General features: G+C 60.9%; 17 protein-coding genes. 9 read left to right on the top strand and 8 right to left on the bottom strand.

Annotated elements, in window-relative coordinates; genetic code table 11:
* Nucleotides 1-681: 681 nt before the first annotated feature.
* From QD356_RS07125 to QD356_RS07115, 3 genes are all read left to right on the top strand, one after another.
* On the top strand, nucleotides 682-2,220 hold the full coding sequence (locus QD356_RS07125; RefSeq protein ID WP_279877330.1) for a catalase: 1,539 nt from the start codon (nucleotides 682-684) through the stop codon (nucleotides 2,218-2,220).
* Nucleotides 2,221-2,402: 182 nt separating this feature from the next.
* Nucleotides 2,403-2,993 (top strand): ankyrin repeat domain-containing protein, encoded by a 591-nt coding sequence (locus tag QD356_RS07120; protein WP_225996652.1) that lies wholly within the window; start codon nucleotides 2,403-2,405, stop codon nucleotides 2,991-2,993.
* Nucleotides 2,994-3,011: 18 nt separating this feature from the next.
* On the top strand, nucleotides 3,012-3,563 hold the full coding sequence (locus QD356_RS07115; RefSeq protein ID WP_192839329.1) for a hypothetical protein: 552 nt from the start codon (nucleotides 3,012-3,014) through the stop codon (nucleotides 3,561-3,563).
* A 330-nt stretch (nucleotides 3,564-3,893) separates the two neighbouring features.
* Here QD356_RS07115 and QD356_RS07110 read toward each other — a convergent pair whose 3' ends face one another.
* The 3 genes from QD356_RS07110 to QD356_RS07100 form a co-directional block, all read right to left on the bottom strand.
* Entirely contained in the window at nucleotides 3,894-4,589 is a 696-nt protein-coding gene (locus tag QD356_RS07110) for a fibrobacter succinogenes major paralogous domain-containing protein (RefSeq protein ID WP_192839327.1), read from the bottom strand.
* Nucleotides 4,590-4,638: 49 nt separating this feature from the next.
* Entirely contained in the window at nucleotides 4,639-5,589 is a 951-nt protein-coding gene (locus tag QD356_RS07105; RefSeq protein ID WP_192839325.1) for an SDR family oxidoreductase, read from the bottom strand.
* Nucleotides 5,590-5,999: 410 nt separating this feature from the next.
* Complete coding sequence (locus tag QD356_RS07100) at nucleotides 6,000-6,674, bottom strand: HAD-IA family hydrolase (protein ID WP_192839324.1); 675 nt, start codon at nucleotides 6,672-6,674, stop codon at nucleotides 6,000-6,002.
* A gap of 276 nt (nucleotides 6,675-6,950) precedes the next feature.
* Here QD356_RS07100 and QD356_RS07095 point away from each other — a divergent pair, with 276 nt between their 5' ends.
* Nucleotides 6,951-7,397, top strand: a complete 447-nt coding sequence (locus QD356_RS07095) for a MarR family transcriptional regulator (RefSeq protein ID WP_225996651.1) — start codon at nucleotides 6,951-6,953, stop codon at nucleotides 7,395-7,397.
* Entirely contained in the window at nucleotides 7,390-8,136 is a 747-nt protein-coding gene (locus QD356_RS07090; protein ID WP_192839321.1) for a siderophore-interacting protein, read from the top strand. The genes QD356_RS07095 and QD356_RS07090 overlap by 8 nt, the downstream gene beginning before the upstream one ends.
* A gap of 155 nt (nucleotides 8,137-8,291) precedes the next feature.
* On the opposite strand, the gene QD356_RS07085 is transcribed toward QD356_RS07090, so the two are convergent.
* Nucleotides 8,292-9,191: a LysR substrate-binding domain-containing protein gene (locus tag QD356_RS07085; RefSeq protein WP_192839320.1), complete on the bottom strand. Its 900-nt coding sequence runs from the start codon at nucleotides 9,189-9,191 to the stop codon at nucleotides 8,292-8,294.
* A 118-nt stretch (nucleotides 9,192-9,309) separates the two neighbouring features.
* Between QD356_RS07085 and QD356_RS07080 the strand changes: the two genes are divergently transcribed.
* Nucleotides 9,310-10,392, top strand: coding sequence for a tartrate dehydrogenase (locus QD356_RS07080; protein ID WP_192839318.1), 1,083 nt, complete (start codon nucleotides 9,310-9,312; stop codon nucleotides 10,390-10,392).
* An 81-nt stretch (nucleotides 10,393-10,473) separates the two neighbouring features.
* The gene (locus QD356_RS07075) at nucleotides 10,474-11,748 is read left to right on the top strand and encodes an SLC13 family permease (RefSeq protein ID WP_192839317.1); all 1,275 of its coding nucleotides are present in this window, start codon (nucleotides 10,474-10,476) and stop codon (nucleotides 11,746-11,748) included.
* Nucleotides 11,749-11,880: 132 nt separating this feature from the next.
* Here the strand turns inward: QD356_RS07075 and QD356_RS07070 are convergent, their stop codons facing one another.
* A complete protein-coding gene (locus tag QD356_RS07070) occupies nucleotides 11,881-13,836 on the bottom strand; it encodes a TonB-dependent receptor (protein ID WP_192839315.1) in 1,956 nt (651 codons plus the stop codon).
* A gap of 281 nt (nucleotides 13,837-14,117) precedes the next feature.
* Here QD356_RS07070 and QD356_RS07065 point away from each other — a divergent pair, with 281 nt between their 5' ends.
* Nucleotides 14,118-14,552, top strand: a complete 435-nt coding sequence (locus QD356_RS07065) for a MarR family transcriptional regulator (protein ID WP_192839313.1) — start codon at nucleotides 14,118-14,120, stop codon at nucleotides 14,550-14,552.
* 81 nt (nucleotides 14,553-14,633) lie between these two features.
* The gene (locus QD356_RS07060; RefSeq protein WP_192839312.1) at nucleotides 14,634-15,887 is read left to right on the top strand and encodes an FAD-dependent oxidoreductase; all 1,254 of its coding nucleotides are present in this window, start codon (nucleotides 14,634-14,636) and stop codon (nucleotides 15,885-15,887) included.
* A gap of 203 nt (nucleotides 15,888-16,090) precedes the next feature.
* Here QD356_RS07060 and QD356_RS07055 read toward each other — a convergent pair whose 3' ends face one another.
* From QD356_RS07055 to QD356_RS07045, 3 genes are all read right to left on the bottom strand, one after another.
* Nucleotides 16,091-17,635 (bottom strand): tripartite tricarboxylate transporter permease, encoded by a 1,545-nt coding sequence (locus tag QD356_RS07055; protein WP_192839310.1) that lies wholly within the window; start codon nucleotides 17,633-17,635, stop codon nucleotides 16,091-16,093.
* A gap of 3 nt (nucleotides 17,636-17,638) precedes the next feature.
* On the bottom strand, nucleotides 17,639-18,223 hold the full coding sequence (locus QD356_RS07050) for a tripartite tricarboxylate transporter TctB family protein (RefSeq protein WP_192839308.1): 585 nt from the start codon (nucleotides 18,221-18,223) through the stop codon (nucleotides 17,639-17,641).
* A 113-nt stretch (nucleotides 18,224-18,336) separates the two neighbouring features.
* Nucleotides 18,337-19,431: a tripartite tricarboxylate transporter substrate binding protein gene (locus tag QD356_RS07045; protein ID WP_225996650.1), complete on the bottom strand. Its 1,095-nt coding sequence runs from the start codon at nucleotides 19,429-19,431 to the stop codon at nucleotides 18,337-18,339.
* Nucleotides 19,432-19,438: the final 7 nt, after the last annotated feature.

The raw sequence follows: 19,438 nt of genomic DNA, 5'->3' as shown, positions 1-19,438 counted from the left end.
AGACCTAACGACAAGGGCCCCTCAACATGAGGGGCCCTTGTCGTTTCTGGCGTATGCAAACGCCTGACAGGGCGCAGGTTTGGCCTTGCTCAGGCATACCATGCCAAGCCCTTCGCTCGGCCACGTCTCTCGGCCATGTCTCTCGGTCCTTTCTCTTGGTCATCTCAGGCAGGGACGAGCAAGCCATATAGCGCTTGGCGAGAGGCGCTCAACAGTAGGCTCTCAGCAACAGGCGGCCGGCAGCGGACGACAAGGCAAAAAGGGGGAGTGGGCTGACGATGGGCCTTGATTCGTGCGTATTCGAGGTGGGCGACGGCCAGCATCGAGTATCTTGAGCCGCGCGGATTGGATGACAGGACGCAACAATCCTGGCCTGAACGGCTGGCCCTCAGGCCTTGGGTTGGCGGTCTCTTGCTGGGCGATTTATGAGGTAGGAGTTTGCATCTGACCTGAAAACCGCAGCAGCTCGACACCTGTATGCATGAACATGCAGCAAGTCGTGGCCGTCGTGGCGGACGCCACCCCGGGTTCCTCGCTGACGGGATGAATCAACTGGTGCTTATATTGCAACACGTTAGGTTTTCGCTATTCCCTGGTTAGTTATTATTTATTTTTGCTATGGGAACTTCTCGCCAATACTCCTTGCCCCGTTACTCCCTGATTTAACGAGGAATTTGCGAGATGCTGAACGTACGTTTTCCCATGAAGACCCTGACGGCCGTGATGGCGCTGGGCCTTTCTGCCAGCAGTCTGGCGCAGCAGGAAGTGATGACTCGTTCCAATGGTGCGCCGGTCGGCAACAACCAGAACTCCCTGACCGCCGGCCCGAACGGCCCGACACTCCTGCAGGACCACCACCTGCTGGAGAAGCTGGCGCACTTCGAGCGCGAGCGCATTCCGGAGCGTGTCGTCCACGCTCGCGGTACCGGTGCCTACGGTGAGTTCCGTGCCACCGCGGACCTGACCGACCTGACCGTCGCGGCACCTTTCCAGGACAAGGGCCAGGTGACGCCGGTCTTCGTGCGCTTCTCCAGCGTGATCAACAGCAAGGGCTCGCCGGAAACCCTGCGCGACCCGCGTGGCTTCGCCGTCAAGTTCTATACCGAGCAGGGCAACTGGGACATCGTGGGCATCAACTTCCCGGTGTTCTTCATCCGCGATGCGATGAAGTTCCCGGACATGATCCATGCGCTGAAGCCGGACCCGCGTACCAACCTGCAGGACCCGAATCGCTACTTCGATTTCTTCAGCCATATCCCCGAAAGCACCAACATGCTGACCTACCTCTACTCGCCGTTGGGGATTCCGACCAGCCTGCGTGAGATGGATGGTTCTGGCGTGCATGCCTTCAAGTTCGTCAATGCCGAAGGCGACTGGAAGTACGTGAAGTTCACCTGGAAGTCGCGTCAGGGTAACCACGGCATGACGCCGCAAGAAGCCGCCAAGGTGCAGTCCACTGACTTCAACCATCTGACCGATGACCTCTATACCCATCTGGATGCCGGCGATGACCCGGTCTGGGATCTCTATATCCAGACTCTGGATCCCAGCCAGCTGAACAGCTTCGATTTCAATCCGCTCGATACCACCAAGTTGTGGCCGGAAGACCTGATTCCTGCCCGCAAGGTCGGTGAGCTGACGCTGAATCGTACGCCGGACAACTTCTTCCAGGAAACCGAGCAGGCGGCCATGTCGCCGGCCAACCTGGTGCCGGGTGTCGAGCCGTCCGAAGACCGCATGCTGCAGGGGCGTCTGTTCGCCTACGCCGATGCCCAGCGTTATCGCCTGGGAGCCAACTTCATGCAGCTGCCGGTGAATGCGCCCAAGAATGAGGTGCACAACAACCATCAGGACGGCGCGGGTTACTCCAAGCCGCGTTCCGGCTCCATCAACTATCAGCCGAGCCGCAACGCCGACTCGCTGGTGGATGACAGCCAGTACGAGTACAAGCGCTACACCCTGAATGGCACCACCCAGCAGCAGCCGATCGGCAAGCAGCAGAACTTCGCTCAGGCCGGTGAGCTGTATCGCTCCTTCTCCGAGCAGGATCAGGACGCTCTGATCCAGGCGCTGGGAACTGACCTGGGCAAGGTCAAGAACGAGGAGATCCGCGAGATCATGGTCAGCCACTTCTACCAGGCCGACCACGAATACGGTGAGCGTCTGGCCAAGGTGGCAGACGTCGACATGGACGACGTGGAAGAGCTGATCGAGGACTGAGGCGTCTGAGGCAGCGGCTGAAAGCAGGGCTTAGAAAGAAAAGCGTGATGCGATCGCGAACAACCGCTGCCCGGAAGTCCCGGACCTGTTTCACCCGGCAGGGGAGCTTGCGCTCCTCTGCCGGCCGCAACACGAGCGCAACATGTGCGCCAGACGAGCGAAAGACGAGAGAGGAGCGCAAGATGCATACGATGCGAGCCACAGCCCCCACCGGGCAGCAACACGGCCTGGGCAGAAGATGGCTGGCGGTGTTGGCCAGTCTGCTGATGATGGTGATGGCGGGGCAGGCTGTCGCGGCTGGCGACATCGATATCTTTGACGCCGCACGCGATGGCGACAATGCCGCGATCCGGGAATATGTTCGGCAGGGCGGTGATCTCTCGGTCACCAATTCCCGCAGCTATACCCCTTTCATTCTCGCGGCCTACTACGGGCATACCGACACCCTGGCGCTACTGAAGTCCGCCGGAGCTGACGCCTGTGCACTCGATGAGAAGGGCAGCAATGCCTTCATGGGCGTGGCGTTTCGCGGCTTTGATGAAACAGCCAGATGGCTGATCGCCAATACCGACTGCGATGTGAATCATCGCAATTACAGTGGCCAGACGGCGCTGATGATGGCGTCTCTGTTCGGCAATGAAGACATCATCAAGCTGTTGCTGCAGGCAGGTGCGGACCCCTCGATCCAGGATGCGCGTGGCAATACTGCGCAGTCATTGGCGGCGGCCCAGGGCCTGTCACGTATCGTGACGCTGGTGAAGTTCAATATGTGAGGTCAGGCGTGGCCAAGGGTGGCCAGTGAAGCCTGTTCGGGGAATCTGTTGGCTGACAACGCGCTTGGCTCACAGGCCCTTGGCGCCACCAACCTGACGTTCTATCGATTTCACGTTCCATCGATTTTACGTTCCATCAATCTTGAGCTCTATCAATCTGACGTTCAGCAAATCGCTAGTCTTGCAGATCTGACCAACCCAACTAAAAAGACGAGAAGTGACACCATGAAAGCCATGAAAGTACTGTGTGTGACAGCTGCGCTGTGTGCTGTGAGCAATGCGGCATTTGCCGACAATGGCGAAAGCGACACCCGTGTCCGTGAGGCGTTGAGCGAGAGCCGTATCATGGGGCAGGCGCAGCCGGCCGAGCGCAGCACGCAAGTCTATGTGGAAAGCGGCATGAGCGTGGCGGCAGGCAGGGTGCAGCATGCCTTGAGTGAAGAAGGCAGCCGCGGACATGCTCGCAAGTGGGCCATTGAAGACAAGAATCACGCGACGGATTTCGTGAATGATGCCGGCAAGAGTGTCCCCGCCACCCGCATCGAACATGCCTTGAGCGAGAGCGCCTGACAGCCGATATCACCTCCGGGATGGAGTGTGCGTGACATCATGGTCGAGTCTTTCTGAGCGCTAGCTGCCAGCCAGCAATGATCAGCACGACACAATAACGTGAAGCCCGCCATTTGCGGAAAGACGCTGGACCATGACGATGTCATCTTGCTCCCGGAACCGGCAGGAACCCTTCAGCAAGGATTCTTGTTGAACCACGCTTTCAATCGCTGACGTCAGAATGTCTTCAATCGGCGTGACCTAGCGGATCAGAGTCCTTGCTCAAGCGCTTCTCGCGCCTATATCACTACCGACTGTGCCCCTCAAATTACCCCCAGTGTTGTGATCTGATCAGTCCTTTACGCATCTCACCGAGAACATGCCATCCTTGCCAAGTGTCGCTCGGCGGATCTCGCCCTTGTGCGGATTCCACCAGGAGTAGGCCAGAGTTCTGACAAACGCTTTCGTCGGCGTTGCCTCACTGCGGGTCCAGAATTCGGCGTAGGTGCCCTGGGTGATATACCAGCCCTTCCACTTCACGCCCGCCGGTCTGGCCGAAAAGCCGGTGAAATTGATGCGCGCCTGATCGAAGGACGTCAACAGGGAGTCGGGTTGAGCCGCCTTGAGCGTGATGGCGATATCGTCATCGCCACGCCAGCCCGTCGAGTCGATCTCCCTTTCTGTAATTCCGATGGCGCGTTCCAGCGCTTTCCAGTCCTCATCCGAGGCGACTCTCCAGCCCGCCGGGCAGAGATTGCGTGCATCACTGACATCGTGCCAGTCATACAGACGGCCATATGACAACAGGTTGTCGGGATCATCCTCGGGGATGAATGCCGTCCGGATGGGCGAGCCATCCTGAAAGCGAGTCGTTCTGAGGTTGTCGGCAAGCCAGGTCTGAGCGCCGATCTTCACGGTGTGATAGGTATTGCCTTCACTGTCCTGAATCGAGGTCTCCGGCTGGATGATCTCGTCATAAAGGCGGTTGGCAAACGACATGTTCGGAATCATCATCAGAAGACCTGTCACTAGCAGTGATACCTTCATGGGATTCACCTCCCTGAAGGTGGCGGGAAGGTCGGTGGTCGGCTCAAGGTCAAATCGACCAGCTCAACTGCGTTGCCTTCTCCGAGACTTGCCATAGCCGGGTCATGACGCTCTTCTCCAGAACGAATGCCCCCAATTCACACTCGCCCACCGGCCCGCCGAAATTCATCAGCCCCGTCGGGCCATGGTAGGCCCGCTGCCTGAGAGTCTCCTCGGTGGCGCACATGACTTCCGGGTAAGCGCCTTTCTCGGCCGTCTGCGTCATTCCCGTCTTCACCATCACTGCCCAGCTGAGTCGAGTCGCCAGATTGGCGTTGTCACGAATCAGTGAGGTGTTGGATGCGCCCGGGTGGCAGACAAAGACGTTTACTTGTCGGCCTGCCGCCTCAATCCTGTCCTGCAATTCATAGGCGAACATCATCTGCGCCAGCTTGCTGTGGCTATAGACCTTGTTCGGGTGATAGTTGTGCTCCCAGTTCATGTCATCGAACTGGATGGTTTTCAGGCCCATCTTGTGGCCTTCACTGGAGACCACGACGATCCGCCCGTTGGAGGCATCGATGCGCTCGAACAGCAGCCCGCACAGCAGGAAATGCCCGTAGTGATTCACGCCCAGCTGACTTTCAAAGCCATCGACGGTGAGTTGCTGTCGGGAAACCTGAGCGATGGCGCCATTGCAGATGAGGGCATCGATCTGCGGGACCTTCTCCAGCACTTCCGCGGCCGCGCTGCGCACGCAGGCCAGCTCCGCCAGATCCATGCGTATGTGACTGATATTCGCCGCGGGGCCAAACTCCGCTTTCAGCGCCGCGATGGCCGCCTCTGATCTGGTCGGGTTGCGATTCAGCATCACGACGGCGGCACCCTTGCTCAGCAATATGCGCGTTGCCTGAAAGCCCGCGCCGCTATTGGCGCCGGTGATGAGATAGGTCTTGCCGAGGAGCGAGCCGATTCTGTCCGGGGTCCAGCCCTTGGGGCCAAATGGGGTGTTGCGAGTCATGGTCAAGGTCCTGATGGCAGGTGTGCGGCGGTTGCGCTCGGGTCACGTCAGGCGCGCGCACGACAGCTGCGTCTGGCTGTCCGTGCGGTCGTGTCCTGCGAGCCTTGCGTGTCTGGTGCGTGTTTGCTGTAGAGACACTATAAGTATCGAGAAGGGCGATATATAGGCGCTATAGTCGCTAAAACTTGCCTATTCGTATCGGAAGGAGAGGGAGGCTTGCGCCATTCGCGATCGGGAGTGCTGGTGGCTGCGACAGGCAAAGCGAGTCACACCACGAGCAGCCTGTCTTGTGCGCCAGGCATGAAAAATCCCGCCTCAGGGGCGGGATTCTCGTTGCGGGATGTCATGAGACGGGGTTTCACGAGGCGAGGGGCATGGTGCGGGAACTGAGGGAGAAGGCGCGACGACGTCTAGTACTGCGCAGCGAGCTTCTGGGAAATCTGCGCCACCAGCCTCGGCAGCTCGCGCGCATGGTGCATGCGCAGTGCGCCACGCGGCGTTTCATGGCCGTCGTCGTGATGGGCGAAGTGGATGACCTGCATACCGGCATCCAGCCCTGCCTGTACCCCGACGATGGCATCATCGATCACCACGCAATGTGATGGCGAAAAGCCCATCTGCTCGGCCGCGAGTCGATAGATGCGCGGGTCAGGCTTCCACACGCCCAGGGTATAGGCGCTGTAGATATGGCCATCGAAGAAGCGCGCCAGGCGTGTGGTATCGAGCGCCAGACGCACCTTGCGCTCAGGCCCGTTGGACACCACGCCACAGGGGTAGCCTTCAAGCTCCATCAAGGCGGCTGACATGCCGGGCATCGCCGTGAGGTGTGCCTTCATCAACTCTTCCAGCAGGGCGCGCATCTCGCTTTCCATGCGCCGTGTGGGCGCTTCTTCCAGAACGCCATGAGCTGCCTCCAGCGTGCGCACGATGCTCATGAAGCGCATGCCGCGAAACTCGTTCATGTAGCGGTCGCTGGTAAACGGCAGACCATAGCGGGGCAGGGTGCTGGACATGGCCTCGGCGAGGAGGATTTCGCTATCAACCAGGGTGCCATCGGAATCAAACAGCAGGCAGAGTTCAGCCATCGATGCCTCTCGTGGGCGTCAGGAATGTGTGGCCTTCGACCTTAGCAGGTTCCCGCTCGCTGTCACCATGTCACGCAGCAAGAGTTGCCGAAAGCGCGCTTGGCAGTGGAGAGAAGCGTGATAGGCATATGAGATTTTCGGCATTAAGATGAGAATGCTTCTCGATCATATTCTTGTTGACAGTATCAACCATCTGACAATATAGTTGACCTATACCAACCACATGGTGAGTGACACATGAGTCAGGCATCACTCAATGATGTGCTGCATCAGCTGATGCATGTCTATCGCAGGCAGCTTCGTCTGGGCATTCAGCGCTACCAGCTTGATCTGCCTGTCACGCACATTCGGGTGCTGAAGGGCATTGGCCGTACCTCCGAGTGCACGGCGCACAAGATCGTGCAGCATCTGGGGCAGGACAAGGCGCGCGTGACGCGGGTGCTCAATGAATTGATGACGGCGGGATTGATCGTCAAGACGGAAAATCCGCAGGACCGTCGCAGCCTGTTTCTCGCCCCTACCGAGGCGGGCCACGACATGCTCAAAGAGATTGAAGCCCTGGAAGATGAGACCGCTCGGCGGATGGCGGGAGACCTCAGCGATGAGGAGGTCGCCACCTTCCTGAAAACGGCATCTGCCATGATCCACAATACAAGCGAGTGTGAAGCACGCGATGCTGAACAACTTGAAGGCGTTTGCCAGAGGAGTGCGCAAGATGGGTAAGCCCGCAATGCGAGAGCTTGAAGTGATTCGTTCCACCCCGGTGACGGAGCACATGCTGCGCGTCACCCTGGGCGGGGAGAATATCGGCTCCATCCCCGAGGGGCAGGAGAGCGCCTATATCAAACTGGTGTTTCCGCGCGGGGAAGGCGAGCGCCCGATGATGCGCACCTATACCATTCGTCATCAGCGTGCGACCGAGATCGATGTCGACTTCGCGCTGCACGACCACGCCGGCCCGGCATCTGCCTGGGCCGTCAGCGCCCAGCCCGGGGATCGCATCACCATCGGCGGCCCGGGGCCAAAGAAGCTGATCAACATGCAAGCCGACTGGTTCCTGCTGGCGGGTGACATGACAGCCTTGCCGGCGATCAGCGTCAATCTGGCCGAGCTGCCGGCAGACGCGCGCGGTCACGCCGTCATCGAGGTGACCAGCAAAGCCGATATCCAGACGCTTGAGCATCCGGCCGGCATCGAGCTGCACTGGGTCATCAATGCGCAACCGGACCCGAGCGGCCAGCCGCTGCTGGACAAGATCGCCTCCTTGCCGAGCCTGGAGGGCCAGGTATCTGTCTGGGCGGCCTGTGAATTCGGCAGCATGCGAGCGCTGCGTGCTCACCTCAAGCAGGTGCATGAGATTCCCAAGTCCCACTTCTACGTCTCCAGCTACTGGAAGATCGGGCAATCAGAAGACGGTCACAAGCTGGCCAAGCAACAGGACGCCGAGGCGGAAGGGGCGTGATCACGTCACTCCGGTGATCGCCTTGAGGTCTCTGAGCAAGTGAATGAGCTGCTTTCCCCCAATGCCCTGATGCACGCCTGCATCAGGGCATTTCGTTGTCGCAATGAAGCCCTGGCCCTGCAGAAAGCCCTGCGTCATTTGAAGGGATTGCGGTGTCACTTGAAGGGGTGGCGGGCCAGATAATCCTGGGTGTGCTCAATGAAATGGCGGATCCGAAGCGGCAGCACGGCATGATGTTGATAGACCAGATGGATGTCGGCATTGGGCAATTGATACTCCTCGAACAGTATCTTGAGCTCTCCTGCCTCGACATAAGGCGCCACATCCCATTCCGCTCGCAGCACGATTCCGCGGCCATCCAGGGCCCAGCGAAGGGCGCTTTCCCCATCATTGGTGGACAGGCTGCCGCCCACCTTGACGCTACAGGTTTCCTCACTGCCCTGAAATTTCCAGATGCTCCATGAGTCCCGATTCTGATGCAGGGTGATGCATTCGTGGTTGGCCAGTTCATCGGGATGCTGCGGGCACCCATGGCGGGCAAGGTAATGCGGAGAGGCACAGACGATGCGGCGATGTGAGGCGATCTTGCGTGCATGCAGATTGGAATCAGGCAGCTCGCCGAATCGAATGGCGACGTCAAAGGCACCATCGACCATGGCGTGCGGGATGTCGGAAAGATGCAATGTCACCTCGACCTGCGGATACGCCTGAACGAAGCCCGAGATGATGGGCGCCATGTACTTGCGCCCGAAGCCCAGCGGGGCGTTCACCTTTAGTCTTCCTCTTACCTGCCCCTCATGGCGGGAAAGCTGCTCTTCCATCTCCAGCACCTGGCTCAAGGTCTGTTCCGCATGGCGCTGATATATCTGGCCTTCGGGCGTGAGGCTCATGGAGCGCGTGCTGCGGTTAAATAATTGAATCTTGAGTCTTTTTTCAATGTTTGCCAGTCGCTTGCTGACGGCTGCCGGACTGATGTCCAGCACGCGGGCGGCGTTGGACATGCTGCCTTCCCGACAGAGCGTCAGGAAGAAATCGAGTTCTGTGAGCGATTGCATTTTCAACTTCCTGGTTGAAGGTGTTGTGAATGCTAGTGCATTGTCGGCTCGGTGGCTCGCTGGCTAGTGTGTGATCACGCCTTGATTCACCCACCCCAATGACAAGAGAGCCTACATCATGAATAGCCACCGTATTGCAGTCATCCCGGGCGATGGTATCGGTCTTGAAGTCATCGAAGCCGGCAAGCGTGTGCTGGAAGTGCTGGCGGAAGACAATACCGATGTCACCTTCGACTTCGTCGACTTCGACTGGAGCTCCGAGCGCTACCTCAAGACTGGCCAGTACATTCCGGATGGCGGCATCGAGGAGCTCAAGACCTTTGATGCCATCTATTTCGGCGCCGTAGGCAGTGAAAAGGTGCCGGATCACATCTCGCTGTGGGACCTGCGTCTCAAGATCTGCCAGGGGTTCGATCAGTACGCCAATGTGCGCCCCGCCCGTGTTTTCCCGGGGATCACCAGCCGTCTTCAGCAGGCGGAGGATATCGACTGGGTCATCATTCGCGAGAACAGTGAAGGGGAATACTCCGGGAATGGCGGCCGTGTCCACCAGGGGCTTCCGGAGGAGGTGGGGACTGAAGTCTCGATCTTCACTCGCAAGGGCATCGAGCGCATTCACCGCTTCGCCTTTGAAATGGCGCAGTCCCGTCCGCGCAAGCATCTCACGCTGGTGACCAAGTCCAATGCCCAGCGCCACGGCATGGTGTTGTGGGACGAGATCTTCTTCGAAGTCGCCAAGGACTACCCGGACGTCACGATCACGCGTGAACTGGTCGACGCCATCACGACACGCATGGTGCTCAAGCCCCACATGCTGGACGTCATCGTCGCGACCAACCTGCATGCCGATATCATTTCCGATCTCGCTGCGGCTCTGAGCGGCAGCCTGGGGATTGCCCCGACCGCCAACCTCAATCCGGAAGGCACCTTCCCCTCCATGTTCGAGCCTATCCACGGCTCTGCCTTCGATATCACCGGCAAGGGCATCGCCAATCCGGTGGGCGCCTTCTGGACGGCCGTCATGATGCTGGAGCATCTGGGTGAGACGGCACTGGCCAAGCGCCTCATGACCGCCATTGAAGAAGTGGTCGCTTCGGGTCTGCATGCGCCAGACCTGGGCGGCAGCGCCACCACGCGCGAGATCACCGATGCCGTCTGTGAACGGGTTCGCGCGACTCGTCAGAGCGCCGCCATCGCCTGACGCAGTTCTTGCAACATCCAGGGGGCAGGAACGCCATGCCTGCCCCCTGCGCGTGAAGGTTCCAACCACAAGGACAATAAAATGGACGCGCAACTTCTGACGCTGGCCATTCTCATGGTCGCGATCGTACTGTTCGTCTCGGAAAAGATTCCGCTTGCCCTGACTGCCATGCTGGTACTGATCAGTCTCGTGCTGGGCGACATCCTCACGCCAGAGGAAGCCTTTTCCGGGTTCATCAACAAGAACGTGATTCTCTTCTGCGCGATGTTCGTCGTCGGCGGTGCCTTGTTCGAAACCGGCATGGCCAATCGTATCGGTGGCATCGTGACGCATTTCGCCAAGACAGAGCGACAGCTGCTGCTGGCCATCATGCTGGTAACAGCGATTCTGTCCGGCTTTCTGTCCAATACCGGCACGGCTGCCGTCTTGATTCCTGCGGTGGTCGGTATCGCCAGTCGCTCCGGGATTCGCCGCTCCAAGCTTCTGATGCCGCTCGCCTTCGCTTCGGCAATGGGCGGTAATCTGTCCTTGATCGGGGCACCGGGCAACCTGATCGTCGACAGCACCTTGAGCAAGATGACCGATGGCGCTCAGTCCTTCGGTTTCTTCTCCTTTGCGATGATCGGCATTCCGATGATGATCTTCGGCCTGCTGTACTTCCTGACCATCGGCTACAAGCTCCTGCCGGATCGTCCCGGTGGCGATGGGGTCGAGATGTATGACGAGCAACCGACCATGGCCCCGCTCTGGAAGCAGTACCTGGCGTTGGGTGTGCTGGTACTCACCATCCTGGCGATGGTCTTCGATGACGTGATCGGTTTCCCCATGCATGTCATCGGTGTCACAGGGGCACTGCTGCTGGTCTTGACGGGGGTCATGAAGGAGCGCCGTGCGCTGGATGCCATCGACTCCCGCGTCATCTTCCTCTTCGCAGGCATGCTGCCCATGGCCATCGCCATGCAGAAGACGGGGTTGGGCACGATGATGGCGGAGCACGTGGTCGCCTATCTGGGCGAAGCCCCATCACCGCGCGTGTTGCTCAGTGTGCTGTTCGTGATATCCGCGGGACTCTCGCAGTTCATGTCCAATACGGCCACGACAGCCCTGTTGGCCCCTATCGGCGGTGCGATCTCGGTGGGATTGGGCGCTGACCCCAGTGCGGTATTGATGGCGATCTGCATCGGCGGCTCCTGTGCCTTTGCAACGCCGCTGGGCATGCCGGCCAACACCATGGTGTTGGGGATCGGGGGATATCGCTTCAATGATTACGTCAAGGCGGGCCTGCCCCTGGTGGTCGTGGGCTATCTGGTCAGCGTCGTGTTGCTGCCCATCATCTGGCCTTTCTATCCGGCCTGATACCTGGGTTCCATTTTACCCAGGCTGATATGCGCGCCATGAAAAATGCCCCACAGGCCTGGCCTGTGGGGCATTTTTTCGTCAGCTGATCGCGAGCTGTTCTTGAGCTGATCGCGAAAATCAGGGACTGAGTCAGAAGCGGTAGCTGGCACCCAGGCGGACGTCGCGGCCCGGTTCCAGCATGCTGTCACCGCTGCTGAGCAGGTAGCTGCTGTGGTCGCTGTAGCGCTTGTCGAACACGTTGTTGACCGCCAGTGTCAGGGTCAGATCCTGCCAGGAGGCCGGGGTCCACTGGGCGCGGATGTCGTGCGTCACGTAGCCCGGCTTCTCCTCGTCGCCTTCTGCCACCCGTTCCAGACGTTCCACCGCGTTCAGGGTGTAGCCCAGGGTGACGTTGTGGTTTGGCAAGCGATACTGATGATCCCAGGTCCACTTGTCGCCAGTGGAGGCGCCGATGTTCATCTCGTCACCCAGCGGGTCGCCGTCGTTGTTCTTCATCACCACCTTGGCGTAGCCCAGGCGCGTGTCGTAGCCGCCCACGCCCCAGTTCAGGCTGGCTTCATAGCCACGGCTCTCGACTTCGCCCTCCAGGTTGTAGAGCACCGCCGGATCACTGCCGCGATCATAGGCCTGATAGTTCTCGATATCGGTATGGAAGCCGGTCAGCGCGAAGCCGAGGCGATCTCCCGCCATCAGGGCATCGCGCTGATGCCAATCCAGACCGATTTCGCGCTGGCGAGCGCGTTCCGGCTCAAGCCCCTCCGCGATGGTGACATCATCGCCGATCAGGATCACTTCACGTGCCTTGGCACCGCGAATGGCCTCGCCGTAGCCGGCATGCAGGGTGAGGTTGTCAGTGGCATCGACACTCAGAATCGCGTTGGGGGAGACCTCGCTGCCACTGACGCTGCCCGCCTCGCCGTAATCACTGTCGTAATCATCCAGCCGCGCGCCAACGGACAGGGCCCACGGGCCCAGCGTCATGCGGTTCTGGGCGTAGACTCCCAGGTTGCGTGAGGTGTCTTCGTTGTTGGGGCCGGCGCTGCCGGCGTCATCGGAGCGACGAGTGTCCTGATCATGGAAGTCCACGCCAGTGGTCAGCGCATGTGCCACGTCACCCGTCTTGAGGCGCAAGGTGTTGCGGACATCCGCGCCGAATTCGCGGGAACGGCTGGTGCTGCCGGCCTCGACACGATCCAGTTCCTGGGTGGTGTGATAGAGGGTGGTTCTGGTGTCGATCAGGTCATTGCCCGGGTGCCAGGCATGATTGACGGTGAAGGTCTCGCGCTCCATTTCCTGATAGGTCGGCTGCTGACTGCTGAAGCTCGGCATGTGCGGACGCGTGAAATAGGTGCCGTGATCGGTGGTGCGCTCGGCGCTGATGCGCAGGTCCTGATCATTGACGTCCAGCAATGACATCTTGAGCAGGTAGCCGCGCTGCTGGCCTGCGGTCTGTTCCTGCTCACCGCCATCGCCAACCGCATAGTCATCGCTGTTGCGGCCGCTGACATATCCCATCAGACCAAGATTCTCCCCCAGACGACCATAGAACGCCGTGGTGCCGGAGGTGGCGTCCGCCGCACTTTCGGTGCCGACGGAGACGCGTGCGCCCAGGTCCTGACCGGGCTTGAGCAGGTCCTGCGCATCCTTGGTCTCGAAGCGGAGGCTGCCGCCAAGCGCGCCCGGGCCATCATCGGCGGTCGCGGGGCCTTTATCGACTTCTGCCTGCTTGAGCAGGGCCGGGTCAATGGTCAATCGGCCAGTATGGTGGAAGAGATAGCCGCCCTGACGCGCGCCATCGATGGTGACGTTCAGGTTGGTGTCTTCTAGGCCGCGTACATAGACTTTCTGGCCGATGGCGATGCCACCGCCGACACTGACGCCCGGTTCGGCGCGGAACAGGTCTTCCAGGTCGCGTGCCTGACGCTGATCGATCTCTTCAGCGCTGATCACGACATTCTGTTCGAGACGGTCTTCGCTGATGACGAGGGTGGACATGTCGTCAGCCGAGGCGTGGCCCGAGAGGCTCAGGGTCAACGCACTGGCGGAGAGGACGGCTGCGGTAAGCGGATGGAGGCGGAGGTGCACGTGATATCCCTTGCTTTGAATAGTTATATGTTGCGGCTGGCAATGCTAATCGTTCTCAATAATGAATTGCAAGATTCTTGCACAATTCTTGCCTGCAAGGTCTGCTGGCGTCGTATCGGGGAGACAGGTCGCGATCGAGTTGCTCGCGCAAGGCATGCCACGTGCAAGCCGATAGGGTTGCTGGATAAGGGCTGCCGGATATCGGTGCGCTCTGTATCGTGCTCGGTTATCGTGGCAAGCCATGCCCCCCTTTTTTGACCACCGTCACGTGAGGCACCAGAGTGGATCAAGCAGAAGCACTGTACGAAGCCGTCAATCAGCTCATTCGTGTCCATCAGTTTCGCGACAGGGAAAGCATCTGCCACCACAACGTCTCCGTCGCTCAATGCTATGCGCTGGAAACGCTGGTCAAGCGCGGACCGCTGAGACTGCAGGCGCTGGCGGACGAGATGTACCTCGACAAGAGCACGACAAGCCGGGTCGCCGACTCGCTGATCCGCAAGCACTATGTACGCAAGATCGAGGACCCCAACGACCGGCGTGCCGTTGAGCTCTCGCTGACCCCCGAGGGCAGGGCGCTGTACCAGCAGATTCACGCCGAGCTGGTCGCGGAAGAGGCCTCCATGATCGAGGGCCTGTCGCCGGAGGTCGTGGAGGGCGCAGTGACACTGCTCAACAAGCTGACCCTTGCCGCGCGGCAGCGCCTGGGTGACTGATTGAGCGCCTGGGTGTAGACATTGGCGTGGAGGGATACTAGGTTTGTTGTCACTGACAACATATTGCTGCGAGAGACTGCCATGAGTCGTGATATCACAAGCCTGCCGGTGGCCATCATCGGCGCCGGGCCGATAGGGCTGAGCGCCGCCGTCCATCTGCTGGAGGCAGGGTTGGAGCCGATTCTCTTCGAGTCGGGCGCGCACGCAGGCGCCAACCTGGCCAGCTGGGGACATGTGCGCATGTTCTCGCCCTGGTCATGGAATATCGACGCTTTAGCGGCCGAGTTGCTGCAGGAACAGGGTTGGCAGGCCCCGGACGCTGCTGCCTATCCCACCGGGGCCGAGTTTCTCGACCACTATGTCGCACCGCTCGCCGCGCACCCGTTGATCAGCTCGCGCCTGCATGTCGATAGCCGCATCACCCATGTCAGTCGACAACAGCATGATGTGCTGCGCAGTGGCGGACGCGATGAGGCGCCCTTCGTGCTGCGCGTCGAGGGGCCTGACGGCCCGCGCGATGTGCTGGCCCGCGCGGTGATCGATGCCTCCGGCACCTACCAGACCCCCAACTGGATCGGGGCGCACGGCATTCCCGCCATTGGTGAGCAAGCGGCGGCCGAAGTCATCGCCTATGGCGTGCCGGACATTCGCGGCACACAAGCGGCTGAGTATGCCGGCAAGTCGGTACTCGTGATCGGCAGCGGTCACTCGGCGCTGAATGCGCTGCAGGACCTGATCGTGCTGGCAGACCACGAAGCGGGGATGCGAATCGTCTGGGGTGTGCGCTGCGCCAATATCGATGAGATCATCCGCCCGGCGCCCAATGATGAGCTGGAGGAGCGCAAGGCACTCGAACTGCGCATCAAGGCGCTGCTTGAGGAAGGCCGGATCGAGGTAGTGACCGGGCTTGCCGTCGAGGCGATCGATCATCAAGCGGGGCGCTGGGTCGTACAGAGTGGCGAACACCGGCTGCCAGCGGTGGATCGCATCATCGCGGCCACTGGCTTCCGTCCCTCTCTGGGGCTGCTGTCTGAATTGCGTGTCTCGCTGGACCCCGCGACGCAGAGCCCTATCAAGCTTGCGCCGCTGATCGACCCCAACCAGCACAGCTGCGGGTCGGTGCCGGAACACGGCGCGGCCGAACTGCTGCATGCCGAGCCAGGCTTGTTCATCCTCGGCATCAAGAGTTACGGCAGAGCGCCGACCTTCCTGATGCGCACCGGCTATCAGCAGGTCAGATCCGTGGTGGCCGCGCTGGCAGACCCCGCCTCCATTCGCCCGGCGCCTGTCTGCAATGCCCCAGCTACCCGCAACGCCTGCTCTGCACCCGCCTGATCGTCGCGCGCAGGCCTGGGAGTGTGATGTATGGGCGTGATGTGTTGGCAGTAGTGGTGATCGGTTGGTCCGCGCGACGAGAGAACATGAAAATGCCCGCTACCTTTCGGTAGCGGGCATTTTTCGTTCAGGCATGGGGCGTGTGGCTGGGCTCATCCCCGGGAGCGTGTGGATAGGCTCGTTCCCGGGAGCTTGTAAAAGGCTCAGCCCGTCGAACCTGCCTTCGCGGGGGCCGCCTGCTTCAACTGCACCGGCTTGCGAATGCCGAGGAAGTAGACGAAGACCACCGTCAGCACGACGAAGAACAGGCTGTCCGGCGTGGTGATGAAGGTCATCGGGTTGCCGTTGGAGAGCGTCAGCGCGCGACGCAGGAATTCTTCCAGGTTCGGGCCGAGGATGAAGCCGAGCAGCAGCGTGATCACCGGATAATCATGTTTGCGCATCAGGTAGGCGACGATGCCCAGCACCAGCGTCATCATCATCTGGAACACGGAGTAGGTGGCTACGAAGCTGCCGACCACGGCCAGCAGTGCGATGGCGCCATAGAGCACATCCTTGCGGATCGTGACGATGCGCAGGAAGTACGGGCCCATCAGGTAGAGCGTGAGAGGAATCAGGATCAGCGCGCTGAACAGCAGTGAGGCCAGCATCGGTGCGATCAGGCCGGATTGCGAGGCCATCAGCTGCGGCCCCGGCTGGATGCCGTTGATCACCAGTACCCCCAGCACGATGGCCGTCACCGGGTCGCCCGGAATCCCGAAGGTCAGCATCGGCACCAGGGCGCCACCGCACACGGCATTGTTGGCGCTTTCGGCGGCGGCGATGCCTTGGGGATTGCCCTTGCCGAAGCTCTCCGGCTTCTTCGAGGTGCGCACGGTTTCCACGTAGGCGAGAAAACCACCCATTGAGCCCCCTGCGCCAGGTAGAGTGCCGACCATGTAGCCGATCAAGGTCGATTTCAGGTAGCAGCCGAGGCCGATCTCGCGAATGGCGCTCAGCGGCGGAATGAAATCACGCCGCTTGAGCTGCTTGCTGGCCTTGAGTTGCTGGCGGATGGCGGCGTCCTTCTTGCGGTTGCCGACCTGGATCAACAGCTCGCTGATGGCGAAGGTACCGATGATGACCGGCATCAGATCGATCCCGGCGGTCAGCTCGCTGATGCCGAAGGTGAAGCGGGCCAGCGGCTGCATGGCGTCCAGCCCGACGGTCGCGAGCATCAGGCCCAGGCAGGCGGTGATGCCGGCCTTGCGGATGTTGCCGCGTTGGGCGACCACGATCACGATCAGCGCGAAGGCGATCAGAGCACACTTGCCCGTCGTCTTGACCAGCAGTGAGGCCTCGGCGATGAAGGGGGCCAGCACGATCAACAGCAGCGCGCCGAGGCTGCCGCCGATCATCGAGCCGAAGGAGGCATGGCCCAGCGCCAGCGCGCCTTCGCCACGCTGCTGCATGGGATAGCCTTCCAGCGCTGTCATCATCGAGGACGGCGCGCCGGGAATATTGATGGTGGTGGCCGTGATGCTGCCGCCACACATGCCGGCCATGTAGATGCTGGCACACGCCATCAGGGCGGTGGTGACATCGAGGCTATAGGTCAGCGGCAGCAGCAGGGCGAGTGCCAGCGTCGCGGTCAGACCCGGGATGGCCGAGAAGATGGTGCCGATCACGAAGCCGGCGACCACGTAGAACAGGATGACGGGGTCTAGCAGCAGGGCGAAGCTCGAGAATACCTGGGCAATGAATTCCATGGGTCAGCTCCCGTTGCCCAGGCCGAGCGCAGACAGATCCAGCGCAGGGAGATGGACGTTGAACAGTTGCTCGAAGAGCCCATAGCCCAGCGCGGAAATGGCGCAGGCGATCACTGCCTTGCTGACCCACTTGTCACGCCCCGCGAACAGCAGCATCACGGCGAAGACATACAGCGCTGACGACAGCAGGTAACCCAGGTGCGAGAACGCCAGGATATAGAGCGCGGTCACCAGCATCAGGCGCAGCGCCGGCGAGAAGCGAGGCGAGCTTGCGTCGCTGTCCGCGCTGGAGGCGTCATTGTTGGCGGTCTCGGTGCTGGTGGACTCAGCGCTGTCGGACTTGCTACTGCGGGAGTCGCGGCTCGCCCGTTGTTGGCTCACCAGCTGCGCCACGCAGAGCACGAGCGCGATGCTGCCGATCAACACGGGGAAGAAGGAGGCCGTCAGGCGGCCATTGTCCAATGGCGGCGCCATCTGGAAGGCACTGATCAGATAGAGGGCGCTGATGGCGGTCATGGCCAGCGTCAGCGGTGTCGCCCCGCTGAGCAGCCAGTGACGCCGGACGGGAGGAGAGGCGGAAGGAGACATGACAGAATTCCCTGGCGGCGCCCGTGGCCGGGCGCCGCTTGACGATGGAAGTGAAGGAGGACGGGTAGACGTGGGATTGCAGCGGCACTCAGAGGTGCCGCCTGCCAGCGCGTCTACAGGCCGAGTTCATCCATGGCAGTGAAGGTCTTCTGTTGGTAGTCCTCGATCCAGGCGTTGACCTCATCGGCCCCCAGCCAGCTGGGCGTGACGCCGACTCCCGTGATCCACTTCTGGAATTCTGGTGTCTCGTAGGCGCTGTGGTAGGCGCTTTCCAGGGTGCTGACCACATCTTCCGGGGTGCCCTTGGGCACGGCCAGCACGATGAAGCTGCCGGTCTCGAGATTGCCGCCCAGTTCGCTCATCGGCGGCACCTCCGGGTAGGCCGGATTCTGCTCGGAGGAGAACTCGACGAGGCCGTGGGCGTCGCCGGAATCCAGAATGCCGGAGAAGTCTCCCAGGCTTGAGATGGCGCCGTCGATCTCACCGGAGAGCAGAGCCTCGGCCTCGGCGGTGGAAGAGCCCGGGTAGGTGATGACATTGAATTCGACGCCCGCTGCCGCTTCCAGGCGGCGTACCGCCAGATAAGGGCCAGAGCCCTGCGGAGCGACGCCGATCCTCACGGTGCCGGGGTTTGCGCGTGCGGCCTCGATCAGTTGCTCATAATTCTCGTAACCGGACTGCCTGGAGACCACGATGGCATCCGCTTCCTTGGTAATGCGGGCGAAGGGGATCATCCGGTCCAGCGAATAGCCGGGCACCAGATTGCCGCGTGGCAGGGTGATGATGCTGTCATAGGTCATCACGCCGACGGTATGGCCATCGGGACGCGCCTTGCTGAGCTGCATCAGGCCGGTGGCGGTGATGGCACCGCCGATGTTCTCGACGTAGATCGATTTCGGCAGGTCCTGCTCGGCAAGGTTGCTGATCTTGCGACTGATAGCGTCGGCACCACCGCCGGCCGGCCATGGCACGATCAGGCGAATGTCTCGCACGGGATAGTCGGCCTGCACGCCGCTGCTGACAAAGGGTGAGGCCGCCACCATGCCGGACAGGGCCAGCGGCGCGAGCAAGGCCAGCAGCGGACGACTGCGGCGCTTGCGGTCTGCGCGGGATTGCTGACTGGCATCAGGGTTGGCGTGCACGTTGGCCTGACGGCTGTTGTGAAGGCTATTCAGATGGCTATTGAGACGGCTGTTCAGACGGGTCATGGCATGA

Origin of the sequence: Cobetia sp. 2AS (genome assembly GCF_029846355.1) — a bacterium.
In the GTDB taxonomy this organism is placed as follows: Bacteria; Pseudomonadota; Gammaproteobacteria; order Pseudomonadales; family Halomonadaceae; genus Cobetia; species Cobetia amphilecti.
The sequence above is the reverse complement of the archived record's forward strand: the minus strand, read 5'-3'. Positions and strand labels throughout refer to the sequence as shown.

What these genes read in the sequence shown, in the direction of transcription:
- QD356_RS07125 (WP_279877330.1), top strand. Translation starts at nt 682, where the DNA reads ATGCTGAACGTACGTTTTCCCATGAAGACCCTGACGGCCGTGATGGCG.
- QD356_RS07120 (WP_225996652.1), top strand. Translation starts at nt 2,403, where the DNA reads ATGCATACGATGCGAGCCACAGCCCCCACCGGGCAGCAACACGGCCTG.
- QD356_RS07110 (WP_192839327.1), bottom strand. Translation starts at nt 4,589, where the DNA reads ATGAAGGTATCACTGCTAGTGACAGGTCTTCTGATGATGATTCCGAAC.
- QD356_RS07105 (WP_192839325.1), bottom strand. Translation starts at nt 5,589, where the DNA reads ATGACTCGCAACACCCCATTTGGCCCCAAGGGCTGGACCCCGGACAGA.
- QD356_RS07100 (WP_192839324.1), bottom strand. Translation starts at nt 6,674, where the DNA reads ATGGCTGAACTCTGCCTGCTGTTTGATTCCGATGGCACCCTGGTTGAT.
- QD356_RS07095 (WP_225996651.1), top strand. Translation starts at nt 6,951, where the DNA reads ATGCATGTCTATCGCAGGCAGCTTCGTCTGGGCATTCAGCGCTACCAG.
- QD356_RS07090 (WP_192839321.1), top strand. Translation starts at nt 7,390, where the DNA reads ATGGGTAAGCCCGCAATGCGAGAGCTTGAAGTGATTCGTTCCACCCCG.
- QD356_RS07085 (WP_192839320.1), bottom strand. Translation starts at nt 9,191, where the DNA reads ATGCAATCGCTCACAGAACTCGATTTCTTCCTGACGCTCTGTCGGGAA.
- QD356_RS07080 (WP_192839318.1), top strand. Translation starts at nt 9,310, where the DNA reads ATGAATAGCCACCGTATTGCAGTCATCCCGGGCGATGGTATCGGTCTT.
- QD356_RS07075 (WP_192839317.1), top strand. Translation starts at nt 10,474, where the DNA reads ATGGACGCGCAACTTCTGACGCTGGCCATTCTCATGGTCGCGATCGTA.
- QD356_RS07060 (WP_192839312.1), top strand. Translation starts at nt 14,634, where the DNA reads ATGAGTCGTGATATCACAAGCCTGCCGGTGGCCATCATCGGCGCCGGG.
- QD356_RS07055 (WP_192839310.1), bottom strand. Translation starts at nt 17,635, where the DNA reads ATGGAATTCATTGCCCAGGTATTCTCGAGCTTCGCCCTGCTGCTAGAC.
- QD356_RS07050 (WP_192839308.1), bottom strand. Translation starts at nt 18,223, where the DNA reads ATGTCTCCTTCCGCCTCTCCTCCCGTCCGGCGTCACTGGCTGCTCAGC.
- QD356_RS07045 (WP_225996650.1), bottom strand. Translation starts at nt 19,431, where the DNA reads ATGACCCGTCTGAACAGCCGTCTCAATAGCCATCTGAATAGCCTTCAC.